Below are 19,195 nucleotides of genomic sequence, written 5' to 3' on the forward strand. Positions count from 1 at the left end.
GATGATTATGCTCCAGGATAACCCGCTGCTCGCGCAGCTTAAACAGCAGCTCCACTCTCAGACACCGCGTGCAGAAGGTGTTGTTAAAGGCACCGAAAAAGGCTTCGGATTTCTGGAAGTCGATGCTCAAAAAAGCTATTTCATCCCGCCGCCGCAGATGAAAAAAGTGATGCACGGCGATCGCATTGTTGCCGTTATTCACACGGAAAAAGAGCGCGAAAGCGCGGAGCCGGAAACGCTGGTTGAACCTTTCCTCACCCGTTTCGTGGGCAAAGTGCACAAGAAAGATGACCGCCTGTCGATTGTGCCGGATCATCCTTTACTCAAAGACTCCATCCCCTGTCGCGCAGCGCGCGGCGTGGAGCATGATTTTAAAGAGGGTGACTGGGCGGTTGCCGAGATGCGCCGTCACCCGCTGAAAGGCGATCGCGGCTTCTACGCGGAACTCACGCAATTTATCACCTTCTCCGACGACCACTTTGTGCCGTGGTGGGTGACGCTTGCCCGTCACAACCTCGAGAAAGAGGCACCGAACGGCGTGGCGACTGAGATGCTTGATGATGGCCTGCAGCGCGTGGATTTGACCGCGCTTGATTTCGTCACCATCGACAGCGCCAGCACCGAAGATATGGATGATGCGCTCTACGCCGAAGAGCTGGCCGATGGCAAGCTGCAGCTGACCGTGGCGATTGCCGATCCTACCGCATGGATTGCTGAAGGCAGCAAGCTTGACGATGCCGCGAAAATTCGCGCCTTCACCAACTACCTGCCGGGCTTCAACATTCCGATGCTGCCGCGCGAACTCTCTGACGATCTTTGCTCTCTGCGCGCTAACGAAGTGCGTCCGGCGCTGGTCTGCCGCATGACGCTGGACAGCGATGGCACCATTGAAGAGAACATTGAGTTTTTCGCCGCCACCATCGAATCAAAAGCCAAACTGGCCTATGACGATGTCTCTGACTGGCTGGAAAATAGCGGTGAGTGGCAGCCTGTTAATGACGCCATCGCCTCGCAGATTCATCTACTGAAACGTGCCTGTGATTTACGTAGCCAGTGGCGCCAGACCCATGCATTGGTGTTTAAAGATCGCCCGGATTACCGCTTTGTACTGGGTGAAAAAGGCGAAGTGCTCGATATCGTTGCCGAACCGCGCCGCATCGCCAATCGCATTGTTGAAGAGTCGATGATTGCCGCCAACATTTGCGCCGCGCGCGTGCTGCGTGACAAGCTGGGCTTTGGTATCTATAACGTCCATTTAGGTTTCGACCCGGCGAACAGCGAGCAGCTGGTGGCAATGCTGAAAACCCACGGCATTGAAGTAAACGCTGAAGAGGTGCTGACGCTGAAAGGCTTCTGTAAGCTGCGCCGTGAACTCGACGCGCAGCCTTCCGGCTTCCTCGATAGCCGCATTCGCCGCTTCCAGTCTTTCGCCGAAATCAGCATTAATCCAGGCCCCCACTTCGGTCTGGGCCTGGATGCTTACGCGACCTGGACCTCGCCGATCCGTAAGTATGGCGATATGGTCAACCACCGCCTGCTAAAAGCGATCATCAAAGGTGACACCCCGGTACGTCCGCAGGATGAGACCACCGTGCAGATGGCGGAACGCCGTCGCCTGAACCGCATGGCCGAGCGCGATGTCGGCGACTGGCTGTATGCCCGTTTCCTGCAGGATAAAGCCGGCACCGAAACCCGTTTTGCAGCAGAGATCATTGATGTCAGCCGCGGCGGCATGCGCGTTCGTCTGGTGGATAACGGTGCGGTCGCCTTTATCCCAGCCCCGTTTATTCATGCCGTGCGTGATGAGCTGGTGTGCAGCCAGGAGAGCGGCACCGTGCAGATCAAAGGCGAAGTCGTGTTTAAAGTGACGGATGTTATTGATGTCACCATCGCCGAAGTGCGGATGGAAACCCGCAGCGTGATCGCCCGTCCGGTGATGTAACGCTTCTACGCTCCTTCCCGCCCAGGAGGGAGCGCTTTTCTGCCGATATATTGCGCATTTTTAAGCACTTTCCCTCCCACAAATAGCGAAAACCGACCACACTTCTCATCAGGCAGCGGTTTGTTTACCGCCCACATTTGTGTGCGGCAGCCGTCTTCGCTTTTCACGCCAGGTAACGCTTTGCTCACCACTCCTATAAAAACAATACGTTAACGGAGAACCGCCCCTCTCATTAATGGCGGTTGTCGGTCATCAACAGGTGCCCGTGCTGTTACGGGTAGGTTGGGAGAATGCATGAGAGAGACGCAGGAACAGAGCGTGCTGTTTCGCTATCTGGGTTCACACACTCCTTACTGGCGGCTTACGGCTGACAGCAACGCCCTGCATTTCGCCCCTGAAGAGCATGCCGATACGACACAGGTGGTCGCGCTGACAGATGAACAGGCGGCGCAAATCCGTGCGATGACGGTAATCACCTCCAGCCTGGCCATGCACATCACCCTGTTTGGCGAAGAGGTGACGGTTCACCTGGTCGGGCGCAAAATTTCGCGTAGCGCCTGGGCAGGCAGCGCATCGGCGTGGGACGATACCCAGGCTGTCGCCCGCGATCTGGTGCAGGGGCTCTCTTTTGCCGAGCAAGTGGTGTCGGAAGCGAATTCGGTGATTGTGATCCTCGATCGGCTGGGTAATATCCAGCGATTCAACCGACTCAGCGAGGAGTACACCGGCCTGAAAGAGCATGAGGTGATTGGGCAAAACGTCTTCAAGCTGTTTATGAGCCGCAGTGAAGCGGCGGCCTCGAAGCGCAACATCACCCAGTTTTTCCGCGATGGCTCTTCTTATGAAGTGGAGCGCTGGGTAAAGACGCGCAAAGGCCAGCGGCTCTTTATCTTCCGCAATAAATTTGTCCACAGCGGCAGCGGTAAAAACGAGGTTTACCTCATCTGCTCCGGCACCGACATTACCGAGGAGCGCCACGCCCAGGAGCGGCTCCGGGTGCTGGCAAATACCGATACCGTGACCGGTTTGCCCAATCGCAACGCGATCCAGGACCGCATCAGCGATGCCATTGCCACGCGCGGTGACACGCAGGTCGGCGTGGTCTATCTCGATCTCGATAACTTCAAAAAAGTGAACGATGCCTATGGGCACATGTTTGGCGACCAGCTGCTGCAGGCCGTTGCGCTGGCCATATTAGGCTGTCTTGATGAGGGCCAGGTGCTGGCGCGTCTTGGCGGGGATGAGTTTATCGTGCTGGCGGCCAACACTTCGCAAATGGCGCTGGAAGCGATGGCGTCGCGCATTTTGTGCCGGCTGCGTGCGCCGTTTCGCATTGGGTTAATTGAAATTTACTCCGGCTGCTCGATTGGTATTGCCCTCGCCCCAGAACATGGAAACGATCGCGAAAACCTGATCCGCAATGCCGATACTGCGATGTACACCGCTAAAGAGAGCGGTCGCGGCAAGTTTTGCGTGTTTTGCGCCGAGATGAACCAGCGGGTGTTTGAGTACCTTTGGCTCGATACCAACCTGCGCAAGGCCCTGGATAAAGAGCAGTTGGTGATTCACTACCAGCCTAAAGTAAACCGGGACGGCGAAGTGCGAAGCCTGGAAGCGCTGGTACGCTGGCGGTCGCCTGAGCGTGGATTGATTCCGCCGCTCGATTTTATCTCCTACGCCGAAGAGTCCGGCCTGATTGTGCCGCTTGGCCGCTGGGTGATGCTGGATGTGGTACGTCAGGTGGCAGAATGGCGCGCTCGGGGGATTCACCTGCGCGTGGCGGTAAATGTCTCTGCGCGCCAGCTCGCCGATCAAACCATTTTCAGCGATCTGAAACGCGCCCTCAGCGAGTTGCATTTTGCTGACTGCCCGATTGATGTCGAACTGACTGAAAGCTGCATTATTGAAAACGAAGCGCTGGCGCTCTCGGTGATCCAGCAGTTCAGTGCGCTGGGGGCGCAGGTGCATCTGGATGACTTTGGTACTGGTTACTCATCTCTCTCACAACTGGCGCGCTTTCCCCTCAACGCCATCAAACTTGATCAGAGCTTCGTGCGTAATATTCACCGACAACCGATTTCACAATCGCTGGTGCGCGCAATCGTCGCGGTGGCGGCGGCGCTTAATTTGCAGGTCATTGCCGAAGGGGTGGAGAGTGAAGAGGAGGATGCGTTTTTGACTGGCAATGGCGTCCATGAGCGGCAGGGGTTTCTGTTTGCCAAACCGATGCCCGCTGCCGCGTTTGAACGCTGGTTTACACGCTACCAGCTACGCAAGGCGCGTTAGCCTGCTTTACTGAGGGCAACCGCCGTGTGGCGGTTTTGCAACAGCACCAGGCGCTCCATATAGGCGATATCTTTCGCTTGCAGGTAGAAGGCAGCATCGACCCAATCTTCCGTGATATCCATTAGCTCACTGCGCGGCAGTTGCAGCACGCGCTGGCGCGCCCTGAGCATGGCACGCACACCATTAAGGCGCGGTTGCAGCGTATCGATAAAGGTACGTACGGCGATAAAGCCTTGCCCCTCTTCAAACGCGATATCGACCAGCCCTTTTGGCGCATACCACTCTGCCGAATGGGACTCCCCTTTATAGATAAGCTCTTCCGCCAGTTTCATCCCTGCGCGGCGCGTGACGAGTGAGTAGGCCCCCATGCCGGGAAAGAGGTTAAAGGCAATCTCCGGGAAACCGAGGCGCGCATCGCGTTGCGCCAACACAAAATGGTGTGCCAGCGCCGCTTCAAACCCACCACCGAGCGCGCTCCCTTCAATCATTGCCAACGAAATTGCGCCGGTATCAAAACCGCGTGAAGCAGCATGCACACAATCGACGCAGGCGCGGGCATAAGCACGCAACGCTTCGCGCCGCCCGTTTTTGATGCACTCGACAAAAAAGTGCAGATCGCCGCCGGTGTTGAACATACCGGGCACCAGCGAGCCGGTGACCCAGAAATCGACGGCAAATCCGCTCTGTTTAACCTGCCAGGAGAGATTCATGATCTCCTCAATCAGTTGGTGGTTGAAGCAGGGGCGCGGTCTGGCGCGCAGCATCATCCACACGGTGCGCCGCTCCTCTTCATAAAAACCTGAGAGTTGCGTGAAACGTTGTTCATCAGTAAAGAGTTTGCAGGTCGGTTGATTACTTATCGTCATTGCGTATTCCTCCAGATAGTGCGCATTGCGCGCCTGCAAAGACTACGTCACGGTATTAACCGACCACGGGTGGGATGATGAATATATACTTCATCTAGAGAAGCGCTTGAGATGTGGTTTTTTCCCTTCTCTTTTTCGATGCTTTTCTGCATCATTGAATTTATTCGTTTTTCGACACAGAGGTGAGAGTATGGCAGAGATCGATGTGAAGCAGCTGGCTGGCCGGATCGATACCGTGCTTGATATTCTGGTGGCCGGGGATTATCAGTCCGCTATCCGCAATCTTGAAATTCTGAAGACGGAGCTACGGGATCTCGATAACAGTGACCAGCCTCCCCACTCAGGCTCGACAAAAACGCCCTGGGAAATTTAAGTAATCTCTTTTCGCCATGACGCGGCAGCCGGGAATGCCACCGCAGTCGTGGCGATTTCTATTTGCGTGAACGATAACAAAGTGTGGCTATGAATTCCCGACAACAACTTATTTTACAAACGGTTATTGATAAAGGCCAGATGAGCGTTGCCGATCTTGCCCGCATGACCGGCGTTTCTGAAGTAACCATTCGCCAGGATCTCAACACGCTGGAGAAGCAGAGCTATTTACGTCGCACCCATGGGTTTGCCGTGCCGCTCGACAGCGAAGATGTCGAAACGCGGATGCTGACTAACTATGCCGTCAAGCGCGAACTGGCTGACTTTGCCGCCTCGCTGGTGAGCGCTGGCGAAACGGTGTTTATTGAGAACGGCAGCAGTAACGCCCTCCTCGCCCGCAAGCTTGGCGAGCAGCGGGATATCGCCATCATTACCGTCAGCAGTTACATCGCCCATCTGCTTAAATCAGCGCAGTGTGAAGTGATTCTGCTCGGCGGTATTTACCAGAAAAAGAGTGAAAGCATGGTGGGGCCACTGACGCGCCAGTACATTTCGCAGGTACATTTCAGTAAAGCCTTTATCGGCATTGATGGCTGGCAGCCGGAAACGGGCTTTACCGGGCGCGACATGATGCGCACCGATGTAGTAAATGCGGTGCTGGAAAAAGGCAGCGAGGCGATAGTGCTGACAGACAGCTCGAAATTTGGCGTGGTACACCCTTATACGCTCGGTCCAGTTGACTGCTTTCAGCGCGTCATTACCGACGACGCGATATCCAGCGAGGCGCTGCATCAGCTCACAGAAGCGGGTCTGATTGTCGATATTGTTCAAAGCCCAGCCAACGTCTAATCCCTTCGCCCGCTAAGGCGGGCTATCTCTCTCTTTTCTGAGACGATTCTGAGCATTTTATTAAGAGTTTTTACCTGGTTTGTTGCGTGCCGCTGCGTAAAATTATTATCAGCGATATAACAGGGAGTAATTATCACTCAGGTGATTGCATTTCCCCTGCGCAGCAAGGTTTCACGGAAGATCTTTGAGTTTATTTCTAAGACTATACTTAGAGAGCCTCTGGTTCCGTGAATCGATTATTCAGGAGAAAGTATGATGATGTTAACAAGTAAAAAAATGGCCGCGGCAGTACTGGCAGTTACCCTTGCAATGTCTCTGAGTGCTTGTGGTCACTGGGATAAACGTTCTCGTAACACCGCGATTGGTGCGGGTGCGGGTGCGCTTGGTGGTGCTGTATTAACAGACGGTAGCACGCTCGGCACGCTGGGTGGCGCGGCAGTCGGCGGTATTATTGGCCATCAGGTCGGCAAATAATTAGTCGGTACTACGGCAAATAAATATCAAGAAATCTACTTTCTTTCAGGTCTGATTTAAAAAATAGGTAAATAAAAGGCCGCGTGAATAACGCGGCCTTTCTTTTTAGCCACCGGCAAGTTTTACTTTCATGCCTTTTGCTTCCAGCAGTGTTTTAAGCAGATCGCGTTTATCACCCTGAATCTCAATAACGCCCTCTTTCACCGCCCCGCCGCAACCGCATTTCTTCTTTAGCTCCGCCGCCAATTTAATTAGCGCGTCGTCATCAAGATCGATGCCGGTGATTAAACAGACGCCTTTGCCTTTACGGCCGCTGGTCTGGCGCTGGATGCGCACAATGCCGTCGCCCTTTGGGCGCTTTACGGGCCTTTTCTCTTCGTCGATGCGCCCGGTTTCGGTGGAGTAGACCAGACGGCTGTTATTATCGCTCATGCTCTCCCCTTGCCTAACGAGGCGTTGATTGCTTTCAGGGTTTGCGCCGGATCGGCAGATTGCGTAACCGGACGGCCAATCACCATATAATCGACACCGGCCTGCAGTGCCTGCTCCGGCGTCATAATCCGGCGCTGATCGCCTGCGTCGCTGCCCTGCGGGCGGATACCCGGCGTGACCAGTTTAAATGCGTGCCCAAGCTCGCTTTTGAAACGCACCGCTTCCTGCGCCGAGCAGACAACACCATCCAGCCCGCACTGCTGTGTGAGACGCGCCAGGCGCTCGGCGTGCTGCGCAGGTGTGGCGGTAATCCCAAGATCCAGCAAGTCGCTCGCTTCCATACTGGTTAACACCGTAACCGCAATCAGCAGCGGTGCGTCCGCGCCAAACGGCAGCAGCGCCTCTTTGGCTGCGGTCATCATGCGCGCGCCGCCCGAAGCGTGGACGTTAACCATCCAGACGCCGAGATCCGCTGCCGCTTTCACCGCGTGCGCTGTGGTATTGGGAATGTCGTGGAATTTGAGATCGAGAAAGATATCAAAACCGCGCTGCTGCAGCTCGCGCACAAACTGCGGCCCGAAGAGCGTGAACATCTCTTTGCCCACTTTCAGGCGGCAATCGCGCGGATCGATGCGGTCTACAAAAGCCAGGGCGTTATCGCGGTTGGCGTAATCGAGAGCGACAACTACCGGAGAGTCGGTAGCCGCGCGGGGAGTCGATAAAGCAGTGGACGTCATGATCAGACCTTCTGAAATGAGGGCACCCGCTCAGGCGCAAAATGGATAAACGGGCAGCATTCTACCTGCGCCGCGAGTGAAATGACAGTTTCCCTTGCCTGCAAAGCGCTGACCGCACAGGTGTTGATGAAACCGTCTGTAAACAATTCAAAAGTATGTTGTAACTAAAATAGCTGTTTTTAAAAAATTACTGTCCGTCGAGACCGCGAATTGGTTTAACTGTCGACCAGGCGCGGCAGGATGGGCAGTGCCAGTACATGGTATACGCCGTAAAACCGCATTTATGGCAGCGATAGCGCGGCTTGCTGCGTACCTGCTCGCCCACCATCTCGCGCAGCACCATCAGGCTCTCTTTCGCACGCCCCTCTTCCGCTTCATTGAGGTGGTAGTCCATCAGTTTATGGAACACACGCATGGTCGGGTGGCGCTGCAGTTGGCGCGTAACGTAACCCTGCGCGGCATCTGCCCCCTCCCGACACTCAACGATCTCCGCCAGCATCAGCTCGGCGGCGGCACCTGTGTTTTCCTCAACGCAACGTTGCAGGAAAGCCGCCCACTCATCGGTTTTACCCAGTTGCAGATAGCAGGTTTGCAGCATCTCCAGCGTTTCGCTAACCAGGTCTTTATCCTGATCGATCACCTTAAGCAGACACTCCACCGCTTTGGCATAATCACCACTTGCCATAAAGACGCGCCCCATCATGATAGAGACGCGCGCGCTGTCACGGTCGGCAGCAGCGCCCTTCTTCAGCAGCGCCATGGCACGATCCATATCTTCGTTACCCATTTGCTGCAGTGCAAGCTCGCAGTAGAAGTGGGCAATTTCACCGCGCTGCTTCTCTTTACCCAGCTTCACCAGCCGCTCGGCAACATCGATCGCTTTCTGCCACTCGCTGGTCGCCTGATAAATTTGCAGTAACTGTTGCAGGGCGCTGACGCGAAAATCGGTCTCATCCACCAGTTGGTTAAACATATCTTCGGCGCGATCGTACATGCCGGCCGCCATATAATCGCGGCCAAGCTGCTGCACCGCTAACAGGCGCTGATCGTAAGAGAGGGAGGCGCTCTCCATCAGGGTTTGATGGATGCGGATAGCGCGGTCAACTTCGCCGCGTGAACGGAACAGATTTCCGAGTGTAAGGTGTGCCTCAACCGTGCCGGTATCCTCTTTCAACATATCGAGAAAGAGGTCTACCGCTTTGTCCTGCTGATTGCTCAGTAAAAGGTTAACCCCGGCCACGTATTCCCGTGACAGCCGGTTAGCCTCATCCTGTTTAGTTTGTTGAGCATTTCTGCGCCCCATGTACCAGCCATAGGCCGCTGCGACAGGCAACAACAGAAACAGCAACTCCAGCATAGAATATTATTCCTTCACCGCCGGCGTGCCGGGTGTAACCGGAACGTCCGCGGCGGGAGCAAGCTGTTGCTCAAGGCGTTTAATTTTACGTTCTGCACGTGCGAGTGAAACGCGCACACGTAACCAGAAGAGACCGCAAATCAGCCAGCCGATGGCAAAGCCGGTCGCAAACAGTACGGCCAGAAGTGTTGAGATGCGATATTCACCCTGTGCGAGGAGATAATTAAACGTGACTTGTTGATCGTTTTGCGCACCAAGCGTAATCGACACGACAAAAATCGCTAACACCAGTAGAAAAATGAGTAAATATTTCACATTACATCCCGTTATGTGGTTCGTGCGATGAATTTATGTGCAACTGATTGCCACAAGCCTTATAAACTACCATTTTAGCGCCCGTCGCGAAATGGAAATGCATAATGTTAATTTCTGATTTGCGGGCGAAATGATGGAAATCAAGTCTCGCTGTCGCGCTCGACTATCTCTGGCACCTCTTCCGTCGGCGGCGTAAGCGGCCCGCAGATGCGCTGCGCCAGCCATGTCGCCAGCGTAACCAGAATCCAGGAGATAAGCGTCGCGACTGCTAAATCGCGCGGCCAGTGCATGCCAAGCAACAAACGGCTGCCCATCACGCTCGTCGCCCAGGCGAGCAGAATCACAATAGTCCACGTCCTTCTGCGCGGCCACAGCAGCCCAACGCCAAGCAACGCCCAACTGGCGGCGAACATGGTGTGTCCGGACGGAAAGGCAAAGCCGGTCTCTTTTTGCCAGTGGTGGCGTAAAAATGCGGGAATATCATGCTGGCTGGCGAGTTGCTCTTTTACCAGCGCGCCCCGCTCTTTGCGTTTTAAGCTGTAGAAGCTATCGGTTGGGATGGAGTGCTCTTTCTCCAGCCACAGAACGAAGGGACGTGGCTCCTGCACCTGACTTTTGACGAAGGATTTCACCCCCTGTCCGGCAACAATAGCGCAGCCTAAAATGACAAAGAGCATCAATGCGGCTTTCAGGCGAAAACGTAAACACCACAGGAACCATGCGCAGAGCACCACGTGTGTGATAATGCCCCAGGGTTGTGTCACCGTTTCGGTCATCCAGAAGAGTACGCGCAGCCACCAGTGGTTTTGCCCAGGCTCCCAGCTCCAGCCGGAGAACCAGACAGCCAGCGGCATAATCAATAAAATTGCCGCGCCTGCGGTTGTTCGCTTAGCTATAGACAGCATCTCATCTCCTTGTGCGTAAGTGACACAATCATAACCGAAAAATGACAGTTTCGCTGAAACGGCACATTTGCGCGTTTATGCGGTATTCACCGCACAGATGTAGGCGACGCCGGGGGCCTTGTGGCAGAATGGCGCGATTCAGAAAACTTACAGGTTAACGGTGCGCGCTGCGCCCAAATAATCCGGAGATTCACATGCAACTTAAACGTGTGGCAGAAGCCAAACTGCCAACCCCATGGGGCGACTTCCTGATGGTGGGTTTTGAAGAACTGGCAACCGGACAGGATCATGTGGCCCTGGTTTATGGTGATATTTCCGGGCAGTTGCCCGTTCTCGCACGTGTGCACTCCGAGTGTTTAACCGGCGATGCGTTATTCAGCCTGCGTTGCGACTGCGGCTTCCAGCTTGAAGCAGCGCTGAATCACATTGCCGAAGAGGGTCGCGGTGTCCTGCTCTATCATCGCCAGGAGGGCCGTAACATCGGCTTGCTCAATAAGATCCGCGCCTACGCGCTGCAGGATCAGGGCTATGACACTGTCGAAGCTAACCATCAGCTTGGCTTTGCCGCCGACGAACGTGACTTCACCCTTTGTGCTGATATGTTTAAGTTGCTGGCGGTGGATGAAGTGCGTCTGTTAACTAATAACCCGAAAAAAGTAGAGATTTTGACCGAAGCCGGGATCAATATCGTCGAGCGTGTGCCGCTGATTGTGGGACGCAATCCGAAAAATGAGCACTACCTCGATACGAAAGCAGAAAAGATGGGACATCTGTTGAAGTGATAAAAAAAGGCCTGCAGAAGCAGGCCTTTTGGCTTAATTGAGCATATTGCGGATCACATAGTGCAATATGCCGTCGTTGCGGTAGTAAGTCAGCTCTGTCGAGGTATCAATACGGCAGCGGCACGGAATCACCTCTTGCGTGCCATCGGCGCGCGTTAAGGTCACCGGCAGTTCGCCGCCCGGTTTGATGTTCTGCAGATCGGCAATATCCAGCCGCTCTTCCCCGGTCAGCCCCAACGTCTTACGCGTCACGCCCTGCGGGAACTCCAGCGGCAGGATGCCCATACCAATCAGGTTTGAACGGTGAATACGTTCAAAGGATTCGGCAATCACCACGCGGATCCCCAGCAGACGAGGCCCTTTCGCTGCCCAGTCACGGCTTGAGCCGGAGCCATACTCTTTCCCGGCGATCACCGCCAGCGGCGTGCCCTCCTGCTGATAACGCATCGCCGCGTCATAGATGGAGATCACTTCACTGCCCGGCAGATGGCGCGTCATACCGCCCTCTACACCCGGAACCATCTCGTTGCGAATGCGGATATTGGCAAAGGTGCCGCGCATCATCACCTCATGGTTACCACGACGCGAACCGTAGGAGTTAAAATCGCCCCGCTCTACGCCGTGGCTTTGCAGATAGCGCCCCGCCGGGCTGTCCGCTTTGATGCTCCCTGCCGGAGAGATATGGTCAGTCGTCACCGAATCTCCCAGCATGGCGAGGATGCGTGCGCCGTGAATATCTTCAACCGGCTTCGGCTCTGCCAGCATCTCATCAAAGAAGGGTGACAGGCGGATATAGGTGGAATCATCCTGCCAGCTGTAGGTATCGGAGCGCTCAACCTGAATTGATTTCCACTCATCGGTGCCTTCGAACACCTCCGCATACTCTTTACGGAACATATCTGTGGAGACTTGTTCTACCGCGCGCGCAATCTCGGCACTCGATGGCCAGATATCTTTCAGGTAAACCGGATCGCCTTTGCGATCGACGCCAAGCGGGTCGCTGGCAAGATTGATATTCATGTTTCCGGCCAGCGCATAGGCGACTACCAGCGGCGGCGAAGCGAGCCAGTTGGTTTTCACCAGCGGATGGATACGTCCTTCGAAGTTACGGTTACCGGACAACACCGCGCCCACCGTCAGGTCGCCTTCGCGAATCGCCTGCTCAATAGGTTCCGGCAGCGGGCCGGAGTTACCGATACAGGTTGTGCAGCCATAGCCGACAAGGTTAAAGCCCAACTCATCAAGGTAGGGGGTTAAACGTGCCTGCGCCAGGTAGTCGGAGACCACTTTTGATCCTGGTGCCAGCGAAGCTTTTACCCACGGCTGGCGTTTTAGCCCGAGAGTAACGGCTTTTTTCGCCAGCAGGCCGGCCGCCATCAATACGCTGGGGTTAGAGGTGTTGGTACAGGAGGTGATTGCGGCGATCACAACCGCCCCGTCCGGCAGCTCATACTGATGGCCTTTGTGAACATAGCCCACCGGTTTGCGATCTTTCTGCGCGGTGTTAAGTTCCAGCTCGCTGCTGGCAGCAAAGGCTTTAGGTACTTCGTTGAGCGTTACGCGATCCTGCGGACGCTTCGGCCCGGCGATGCTCGCCTCAACATCGCCCATATTAAGTTCCAGCGTGCTGGTGAAGACCGGCTCATCGCCCGGATTACGCCACATCCCCTGCGCTTTTGCATAGGCTTCGACAAGCGCGACCTGCTCTTCGCTACGCCCGCTCAGTTGCATATAACCAAGTGTGACGCTGTCAATCGGGAAAAAGCCGCAGGTTGCGCCATACTCTGGCGCCATGTTGGCGATGGTTGCGCGGTCAGCCAGTGGCAGCGAGTCCAGCCCGTCGCCATAAAATTCGACAAACTTGCCGACCACACCATGTTTACGCAGCATTTGCGTTACGGTAAGAACAAGATCCGTCGCGGTAATGCCTTCACCCAATTTGCCGGTCAGTTTGAAACCTACCACATCGGGAATAAGCATTGACACGGGTTGACCAAGCATTGCGGCTTCGGCCTCAATCCCGCCGACGCCCCATCCCAGCACACCGAGACCATTAATCATTGTGGTATGCGAGTCGGTACCGACCAGCGTGTCTGGATAGGCGATCCACTCTTTATCCTGCAGCTCGCTCCAGACCGCTTTGCCCAGATACTCCAGGTTGACCTGGTGGCAAATACCGGTTCCCGGCGGCACAACGCTGAAGCGGCTAAAAGCCTGCTGACCCCAGCGTAAGAAAGCGTAGCGCTCGTGGTTACGCTCCATCTCCAGACGCACGTTCTCTTCAAATGCGTCATCATCACCGAAGTGGTCCACGGTAACCGAGTGGTCAATCACCAGATCGACCGGAGAGAGCGGGTTCACTTTGGCGGTATCACCGCCGAGGCGCTTAACGGCTTCGCGCATGGCAGCAAGATCAACCACGGCCGGAACGCCGGTGAAATCCTGCATTAATACCCTGGCCGGACGGTAGGCGATCTCCCGGTCGGCATGGGCATTTTTCAGCCAGCCGGCCAGCGCCTGAATATCCTCTTCGGTGACGGATTCACCATCCTGCCAGCGCAGCAGGTTCTCAAGTAATACTTTCAGGGACTTCGGTAAGCGCGAAATATCCCCAAGTTGTTTCGCAGCCAGCGGCAAGCTGTAGTAGTGGTACGTTTTGTTCTCTGCCTGCAACGTGTCCTTACTGGCTTCGCGTAGGGTCGACGACATGTGCTCCTCCTTTATAACAGGGATAGCTTTACCCTGATGCTTATCAGGGTCTGTATTAAAGATAACACAAACATATCGTAACGTTTTGATAACACCCTAAATTGCTACAAAAGGGAAAATCTTACGGGCGGGAAGAAGGCGTAGATAATAAAAAACCCCGCGGAAGCGAGGTTTTTCAATTCGTTACTGCAGAGCCAGCCAGACCAGTTCACCCCAGATGAGGGCAGATACTGAGAAAGCTGTAAGCCATGACCAATATTTCACACCGCAATTATTAATCATAAAAATTTACCCTGTGAATCTATTCATCGAAACTGAGTTTTTACTCAATTCATTTATGCTGTGTATTAATTAAAGAGTACAAAAGAGCGCGTCAATGAATAGCGGGATAATTCCCCACATTGATCTTGCAGGTATATTTATTGTTTTTTGATGTCGTCTTCAGCAAACTCGTCAATAAAAGCTTTCTGCTGCGGCGTCAGCTTCCAGGAGGCCGGGAGAGCGGTCACAGTTTTGTTTTTTGCTTTTGGTGGCGTGTCACGAAGCTGACACACTCGCTTAACGGGTTCACATCGGCCTGCTATCGCCATTTTACCCCCAAAATTTCCAGACCAGTAACGCAACCACTGCCCAGAACAAGGCAGAGCCGAGAAATACCGCCAGCCAGGCTTTGCGTTTCAGCTCGGGGTCCCTTTGCGGCTCTTCACTTCCTGTTGGCATTGCTAACCTCGTACAATCGACATCGCTTATCATTCTGTGCACCAACAATCGGTATTAGTAATCATGGGATGAGACAAATCCTAAAAGAACTTTAGCGGAAAATCCAGTGAATTTACTCACCATTTCCAAAGAAAGATTTAATCTTTTGACAACAAATAAATAATTGAAGTAATGAATTTGCAGAGTTGCTATTTAGTTTCTATGTTTGTCGCAAAATAGAGACGGTGCGGATTTGAAATGTGACGTCAATCACTCTGCAGAGCGATTTTATCAGAGTGAATGATAATTCTAATTTAGCTTTAGACGGCATTATGGGTATCTTTTCGGGCGATAAGATACCCGGCGGTTTTATTTTTGCGGCAGCTTAATATCTTTAAACATCGCTTCGATATCGTCATTCGATCGCAACGCCACGGCGGCATCGACCACATCGCGTGTTAAATGCGGCGCAAAGCGCTGAATAAAATCATACATATAGCTACGTAAGAAGGTGCTGCGGCGGAAGCCTATTTTTGTCGTACTGTGGCTAAAGACGCCATCGGCATCGAGTTTTACCAGGTCCGGGTCCGACACGGGATCGACTGCCATGCTGGCAATCACCCCAACGCCTAACCCGAGACGGACATAGGTTTTAATCACATCGGCATCTGTCGCGGTAAAGACAATACGCGGCGTTAATCCGGCGCGATTGAAGGCCGTATCGAGCTCAGAGCGGCCGGTAAAACCAAAGGTATAGGTAACGAGCGGATACTGCGCCAGCTCCTCAATCGATACGGACTGCTTTGCCGCCAGCGGATGATCCGGCGTCACCACGATCGAACGGTTCCAGTGGTAGCAAGGCAGCATCACCAGGTCGTCATAGAGATGCAGCGCTTCAGTGGCAATCGCGAAATCGGCATTGCCTTTGGAGACCGCCTCAGCAATTTGCGTCGGCGATCCCTGATGCATATGCAAGGAGACACGTGGATAGCGCTCGATAAAGCCTTTAATTACGTTAGGCAGCGCATAACGCGCCTGGGTGTGCGTGGTCGCGACATAGAGCGAGCCTTTATCCGGCCAGGTGTGCTCACCTGCAACCGATTTGATGGCCTCGACTTTCGACAACACTTCCCGTGCGATGCGAATAATCTCCTGCCCGGCTGGCGTCACCTGCGTAAGATGCTTTCCGCTACGGGCGAAAATTTGAATACCGAGCTCATCCTCCAGCATTCGCACCTGCTTGCTGATGCCGGGCTGGGAGGTATAGAGGCCTTCAGCCGTAGAGGAGACATTGAGGTTATGGTTGACCACCTCAACAATATAGCGAAGCTGCTGTAGTTTCATGACAGACCATCCGAATGAGGCAAGCGGCGAGCGCTTAAGACGATTTGATAATAAAAAAGAGAAAAACTATAACCACTATATCATTTATAGCTTCTGTGTATAGCGAGGAACTAAGAATAATAACTGATGAATAAAAAAGGGCCGGATCATCCGGCCCTGTTCGGTAGGTGCTTGATAGCGATTACTTTTTCGCTTCAGTCCACTTGTTGTCGATATAGAAAGCGGACCAGCCGGTGGCTTTCCCCTCTTTCTCAGAGGCGACATATTGCTGCTTAGTTTTGCGGCTAAAACGCACAATGGTTTTGTTGCCGTTCGGATCTTCCTGCGGCGCATCGGCGAGATAGCGCAGCTTTTCCGGCAGGCGATCGCGGAAGCGATAAAGTTCCTCCACCAGCGGCGCACGGGTCTCACGCGATTTCGGGAAGGTGTTAGCTGCAAGGAAAACACCTGCCGCACCGTCACGCAGCACGAAATAGGCGTCTGATTTCTCGCACGGCAACTCCGGCAGCGGCACCGGATCTTCTTTCGGCGGCGCGACTTCACCATTGCGCAGGATCTTACGCGTATTTTTGCAATCGTCGTTGGTACAGGCCATGTATTTGCCGAAACGCCCCATCTTCAGGTGCATTTCAGACCCACACTTTTCACACTCCACGATCGGACCGTCATAACCCTTGATGCGGAACTCGCCCTCTTCAATCTCGTAGCCGTCGCAAGTCGGGTTATTACCGCAGACATGCAGCTTGCGTTTCGGATCGATCAGGTAGCTGTCCATCGCCGTGCCACACTTCTGGCAGCGGCGTTTGGCACGCAGCGCGTTGGTTTCGGCGTCGTCGCCTTCCAGCACGTTGAGCACTTCATTTTCCGGGATCAGGTTGATGGTGGTTTTGCAGCGCTCTTTCGGCGGCAGCGCATAACCCGAACAGCCAAGGAAAACGCCGGTGCTGGCAGTACGAATACCCATCTTGCGGCCGCAGGTTGGGCAGTCGATGCTGGTCAGCACCATCTGGTTCGGGCGCATGCCGCCCTCTTCCGGATCCTGTTCAGCCTGCTCCAGCTGACGCGAGAAATCGCCAAAGAAGCTGTCGAGCACGTTACGCCATTCCGCTTCATGGTTAGCGACGCGGTCGAGGCTATCTTCCATCTGCGCGGTGAAGTCGTAGTTCATCAGTTCGCGGAAGTTCTCTTCCAGGCGATCGGTAACGATTTCACCCATTTTTTCCGCGTAGAAGCGGCGGTTTTCCACGCGTACATAGCCGCGATCCTGAATGGTCGAAATGATCGACGCATAGGTAGACGGACGGCCGATACCGCGTTTTTCCAGCTCTTTCACCAGCGATGCTTCGCTGAAGCGCGCAGGCGGTTTGGTAAAGTGCTGGGCGGGTGTCAGCTCAACCAGCGTCAGCTCATCACCTTTATTAACCGCCGGTAGAGTGCGATCTTCATCGCCCTTGCGCAGCGCAGGCATCACTTTCGTCCAGCCATCGAAACGCAGAATACGTCCGCGCGCTTTCAGGCGGAAATCGCCCGCGCCAACGGTGAGCGTGGTGGAGTCATATTTCGCCGGCGTCATCTGACAGGCAACGAACTGGCGCCAGATCAGCTGATAGAGCTTCTGCGCGTCCGCTTCCATATCTTTTAACGACTCGGCCAGCACACTCACATCGGAAGGACGGATCGCTTCATGCGCCTCCTGCGAGTTCTCTTTGCTGGCGTACTGGTTGGCGTTTTCTGGCAGATACTTCTTACCAAAATTATCGCTGATGTAGCTACGCACCATGCTGACCGCATCCTGGCTCAGGTTGGTGGAGTCGGTACGCATATAGGTGATGTAACCCGCTTCATACAAGCGCTGGGCCATCATCATGGTTTTCTTCACGCCGTAGCCAAGACGTGTACTGGCGGCCTGCTGCAGCGTGGAGGTGATAAAGGGCGCGCCAGGTTTGCTGCTGGTCGGCTTATCTTCACGGTCAATAACGGTATAGCGCGCTTTTTCCAGCAGGCTGACCGCCGCCATCGTCTGCTCACGGTTTACCGGACGGAAGGCTTTATCCCCTTCGTGGGTCACCTGCAGCGGCAGCGAATCACCACCTGGCGTTGCCGTTGCGGCGTCAATCTCCCAGAACTCTTCCGGGACAAAGGCTTTGATTTCGCGCTCGCGCTCTACCACCAGGCGAACGGCAACGGACTGCACGCGGCCTGCGGACAAACCACGGGCGATCTTTTTCCACAGCAGCGGCGAGACCATATAGCCCACCACGCGGTCCATAAAGCGGCGCGCCTGTTGGGCATTCACACGATCGATATTCAGCTCGCCAGGCGTTTCAAAGGCCTGACGAATCGCATTCTTGGTAATTTCGTTAAACACGACACGGCTGTAGCGTGTCTCATCGCCGCCAATCACTTCCCGCAGGTGCCATGCAATGGCTTCCCCTTCGCGGTCAAGGTCGGTTGCGAGATAGATGTGGTCAGCTTTTTCAGCCAGGGATTTCAGCTCGGAAACCACCTTCTCTTTTCCGGGCAGCACTTCATAATGCGCGTCCCAGTTGTGCCACGGGTCGATGCCCATGCGGTTTACAAGCGCGCCCCGCTCATCCTTTTTAGGCTTCTTAGCCGGCTTGGTGGCGGTGGAGTCGGCGCTCTTTTTAGGTGCTGAGCCACTGGTCGGCAAATCACGGATATGGCCTACGCTGGATTTCACCACGTAGTCATTGCCGAGATATTTATTGATCGTTTTGGCTTTTGCCGGGGACTCAACGATAACGAGAGCTTTACCCATATTCACCTTTACCTATTGTATTCTTCCGGAAATGCGTCGCGTATTGCGTCACATCCACTGATAAACAGTCACTATTGCGGCAGCGTCAATGGATATCAACCCTTTCACGTCGCCGGTCACGCGAATAGAGGTATTCAGGTGACTGAGATTTCAGGCATTTTCATATCAGCGTGGTATAGCAAGACGATAATCCGGTCGAATGTCAAGCAATTCTGTTGCCAGATTGACGAAAGGGTCACACTGTACCTGATAAAATTTGTTAAGCAACTTTATTAGCATGCAAAAACGCTTCGCGCCAGGTTAACGAGACCGTAAGCCCCTCACAAGACAAGGGAAAATTTGCCCCT

Annotated in this window: 17 protein-coding genes; 6 read left to right on the forward strand and 11 right to left on the reverse strand. The window is 54.3% G+C overall.

All coding sequences use genetic code 11. The features are described 5' to 3' along the window. The first annotated feature begins 7 nt into the window (after positions 1-7). Both HF650_RS12110 and pdeR read left to right on the forward strand, forming a co-directional pair. Positions 8-1,942: an exoribonuclease II gene (locus HF650_RS12110; protein ID WP_187802673.1), complete on the forward strand. Its 1,935-nt coding sequence runs from the start codon at positions 8-10 to the stop codon at positions 1,940-1,942. 294 nt (positions 1,943-2,236) lie between these two features. Continuing rightward, positions 2,237-4,228 carry a cyclic di-GMP phosphodiesterase gene (gene pdeR, locus HF650_RS12115; RefSeq protein WP_187798897.1) on the forward strand — a complete coding sequence of 664 codons (1,992 nt, stop codon included), beginning with the start codon at positions 2,237-2,239 and terminating at the stop codon, positions 4,226-4,228. Here pdeR and HF650_RS12120 read toward each other — a convergent pair. Continuing rightward, positions 4,225-5,094, reverse strand: a complete 870-nt coding sequence (locus HF650_RS12120) for a crotonase/enoyl-CoA hydratase family protein (protein WP_187798898.1) — start codon at positions 5,092-5,094, stop codon at positions 4,225-4,227. The two genes, pdeR and HF650_RS12120, sit on opposite strands and share 4 nt — an antisense overlap. A gap of 190 nt (positions 5,095-5,284) precedes the next feature. Here HF650_RS12120 and HF650_RS12125 point away from each other — a divergent pair, with 190 nt between their 5' ends. The 3 genes from HF650_RS12125 (at position 5,285) to osmB (ending at position 6,789) form a co-directional block, all read left to right on the forward strand. Beyond that, positions 5,285-5,467: a hypothetical protein gene (locus HF650_RS12125; RefSeq protein WP_187798899.1), complete on the forward strand. Its 183-nt coding sequence runs from the start codon at positions 5,285-5,287 to the stop codon at positions 5,465-5,467. An 89-nt stretch (positions 5,468-5,556) separates the two neighbouring features. Next, a complete protein-coding gene (locus HF650_RS12130) occupies positions 5,557-6,315 on the forward strand; it encodes a DNA-binding transcriptional regulator YciT (protein WP_187798900.1) in 759 nt (252 codons plus the stop codon). Between the two features lie 255 nt (positions 6,316-6,570). Continuing rightward, positions 6,571-6,789 carry an osmotically-inducible lipoprotein OsmB gene (gene osmB / locus HF650_RS12135; RefSeq protein WP_034812242.1) on the forward strand — a complete coding sequence of 73 codons (219 nt, stop codon included), beginning with the start codon at positions 6,571-6,573 and terminating at the stop codon, positions 6,787-6,789. 105 nt (positions 6,790-6,894) lie between these two features. Here osmB and yciH read toward each other — a convergent pair whose 3' ends face one another. From yciH to pgpB, 5 genes are all read right to left on the reverse strand, one after another. Beyond that, positions 6,895-7,221 (reverse strand): stress response translation initiation inhibitor YciH, encoded by a 327-nt coding sequence (gene yciH, locus HF650_RS12140; protein WP_187798901.1) that lies wholly within the window; start codon positions 7,219-7,221, stop codon positions 6,895-6,897. Continuing rightward, positions 7,218-7,958, reverse strand: coding sequence for an orotidine-5'-phosphate decarboxylase (pyrF, locus tag HF650_RS12145; RefSeq protein WP_187798902.1), 741 nt, complete (start codon positions 7,956-7,958; stop codon positions 7,218-7,220). The genes yciH and pyrF overlap by 4 nt, the downstream gene beginning before the upstream one ends. Positions 7,959-8,145: 187 nt before the next feature. After that, entirely contained in the window at positions 8,146-9,315 is a 1,170-nt protein-coding gene (gene lapB / locus HF650_RS12150; protein WP_187798903.1) for a lipopolysaccharide assembly protein LapB, read from the reverse strand. Between the two features lie 6 nt (positions 9,316-9,321). Continuing rightward, the gene (locus HF650_RS12155; RefSeq protein ID WP_187798904.1) at positions 9,322-9,630 is read right to left on the reverse strand and encodes a LapA family protein; all 309 of its coding nucleotides are present in this window, start codon (positions 9,628-9,630) and stop codon (positions 9,322-9,324) included. Positions 9,631-9,770: 140 nt separating this feature from the next. Next, positions 9,771-10,535 carry a phosphatidylglycerophosphatase B gene (pgpB, locus tag HF650_RS12160; RefSeq protein WP_187798905.1) on the reverse strand — a complete coding sequence of 255 codons (765 nt, stop codon included), beginning with the start codon at positions 10,533-10,535 and terminating at the stop codon, positions 9,771-9,773. Positions 10,536-10,729: 194 nt separating this feature from the next. On the opposite strand from pgpB, the gene ribA reads away from it, so the two are divergent. Next, positions 10,730-11,317: a GTP cyclohydrolase II gene (ribA, locus tag HF650_RS12165; protein WP_054803444.1), complete on the forward strand. Its 588-nt coding sequence runs from the start codon at positions 10,730-10,732 to the stop codon at positions 11,315-11,317. A gap of 33 nt (positions 11,318-11,350) precedes the next feature. Here ribA and acnA read toward each other — a convergent pair whose 3' ends face one another. The 5 genes from acnA to topA form a co-directional block, all read right to left on the reverse strand. Then, the gene (gene acnA, locus HF650_RS12170) at positions 11,351-14,026 is read right to left on the reverse strand and encodes an aconitate hydratase AcnA (protein WP_187798906.1); all 2,676 of its coding nucleotides are present in this window, start codon (positions 14,024-14,026) and stop codon (positions 11,351-11,353) included. 183 nt (positions 14,027-14,209) lie between these two features. Further along, complete coding sequence (gene ymiC, locus HF650_RS25270) at positions 14,210-14,308, reverse strand: small membrane protein YmiC (RefSeq protein WP_223284150.1); 99 nt, start codon at positions 14,306-14,308, stop codon at positions 14,210-14,212. A 309-nt stretch (positions 14,309-14,617) separates the two neighbouring features. Next, complete coding sequence (locus HF650_RS12175; protein WP_076769923.1) at positions 14,618-14,779, reverse strand: YmiA family putative membrane protein; 162 nt, start codon at positions 14,777-14,779, stop codon at positions 14,618-14,620. Between the two features lie 315 nt (positions 14,780-15,094). Continuing rightward, on the reverse strand, positions 15,095-16,069 hold the full coding sequence (gene cysB, locus HF650_RS12180) for an HTH-type transcriptional regulator CysB (RefSeq protein WP_023478728.1): 975 nt from the start codon (positions 16,067-16,069) through the stop codon (positions 15,095-15,097). 181 nt (positions 16,070-16,250) lie between these two features. Continuing rightward, entirely contained in the window at positions 16,251-18,848 is a 2,598-nt protein-coding gene (topA, locus tag HF650_RS12185; protein ID WP_187798907.1) for a type I DNA topoisomerase, read from the reverse strand. Positions 18,849-19,195: the final 347 nt, after the last annotated feature.

This window comes from Kosakonia sp. SMBL-WEM22 (assembly GCF_014490785.1).
GTDB lineage: Bacteria > Pseudomonadota > Gammaproteobacteria > Enterobacterales > Enterobacteriaceae > Kosakonia.

Excerpts from the sequence above, each read along its gene's own strand:
- HF650_RS12110 (WP_187802673.1), top strand. The coding sequence starts at position 8 with ATGCTCCAGGATAACCCGCTGCTCGCGCAGCTTAAACAGCAGCTCCAC.
- pdeR (WP_187798897.1), top strand. The coding sequence starts at position 2,237 with ATGAGAGAGACGCAGGAACAGAGCGTGCTGTTTCGCTATCTGGGTTCA.
- HF650_RS12120 (WP_187798898.1), bottom strand. The coding sequence starts at position 5,094 with ATGACGATAAGTAATCAACCGACCTGCAAACTCTTTACTGATGAACAA.
- HF650_RS12125 (WP_187798899.1), top strand. The coding sequence starts at position 5,285 with ATGGCAGAGATCGATGTGAAGCAGCTGGCTGGCCGGATCGATACCGTG.
- HF650_RS12130 (WP_187798900.1), top strand. The coding sequence starts at position 5,557 with ATGAATTCCCGACAACAACTTATTTTACAAACGGTTATTGATAAAGGC.
- osmB (WP_034812242.1), top strand. The coding sequence starts at position 6,571 with ATGATGTTAACAAGTAAAAAAATGGCCGCGGCAGTACTGGCAGTTACC.
- yciH (WP_187798901.1), bottom strand. The coding sequence starts at position 7,221 with ATGAGCGATAATAACAGCCGTCTGGTCTACTCCACCGAAACCGGGCGC.
- pyrF (WP_187798902.1), bottom strand. The coding sequence starts at position 7,958 with ATGACGTCCACTGCTTTATCGACTCCCCGCGCGGCTACCGACTCTCCG.
- lapB (WP_187798903.1), bottom strand. The coding sequence starts at position 9,315 with ATGCTGGAGTTGCTGTTTCTGTTGTTGCCTGTCGCAGCGGCCTATGGC.
- pgpB (WP_187798905.1), bottom strand. The coding sequence starts at position 10,535 with ATGCTGTCTATAGCTAAGCGAACAACCGCAGGCGCGGCAATTTTATTG.
- ribA (WP_054803444.1), top strand. The coding sequence starts at position 10,730 with ATGCAACTTAAACGTGTGGCAGAAGCCAAACTGCCAACCCCATGGGGC.
- acnA (WP_187798906.1), bottom strand. The coding sequence starts at position 14,026 with ATGTCGTCGACCCTACGCGAAGCCAGTAAGGACACGTTGCAGGCAGAG.
- ymiC (WP_223284150.1), bottom strand. The coding sequence starts at position 14,308 with ATGATTAATAATTGCGGTGTGAAATATTGGTCATGGCTTACAGCTTTC.
- HF650_RS12175 (WP_076769923.1), bottom strand. The coding sequence starts at position 14,779 with ATGATAAGCGATGTCGATTGTACGAGGTTAGCAATGCCAACAGGAAGT.
- cysB (WP_023478728.1), bottom strand. The coding sequence starts at position 16,069 with ATGAAACTACAGCAGCTTCGCTATATTGTTGAGGTGGTCAACCATAAC.
- topA (WP_187798907.1), bottom strand. The coding sequence starts at position 18,848 with ATGGGTAAAGCTCTCGTTATCGTTGAGTCCCCGGCAAAAGCCAAAACG.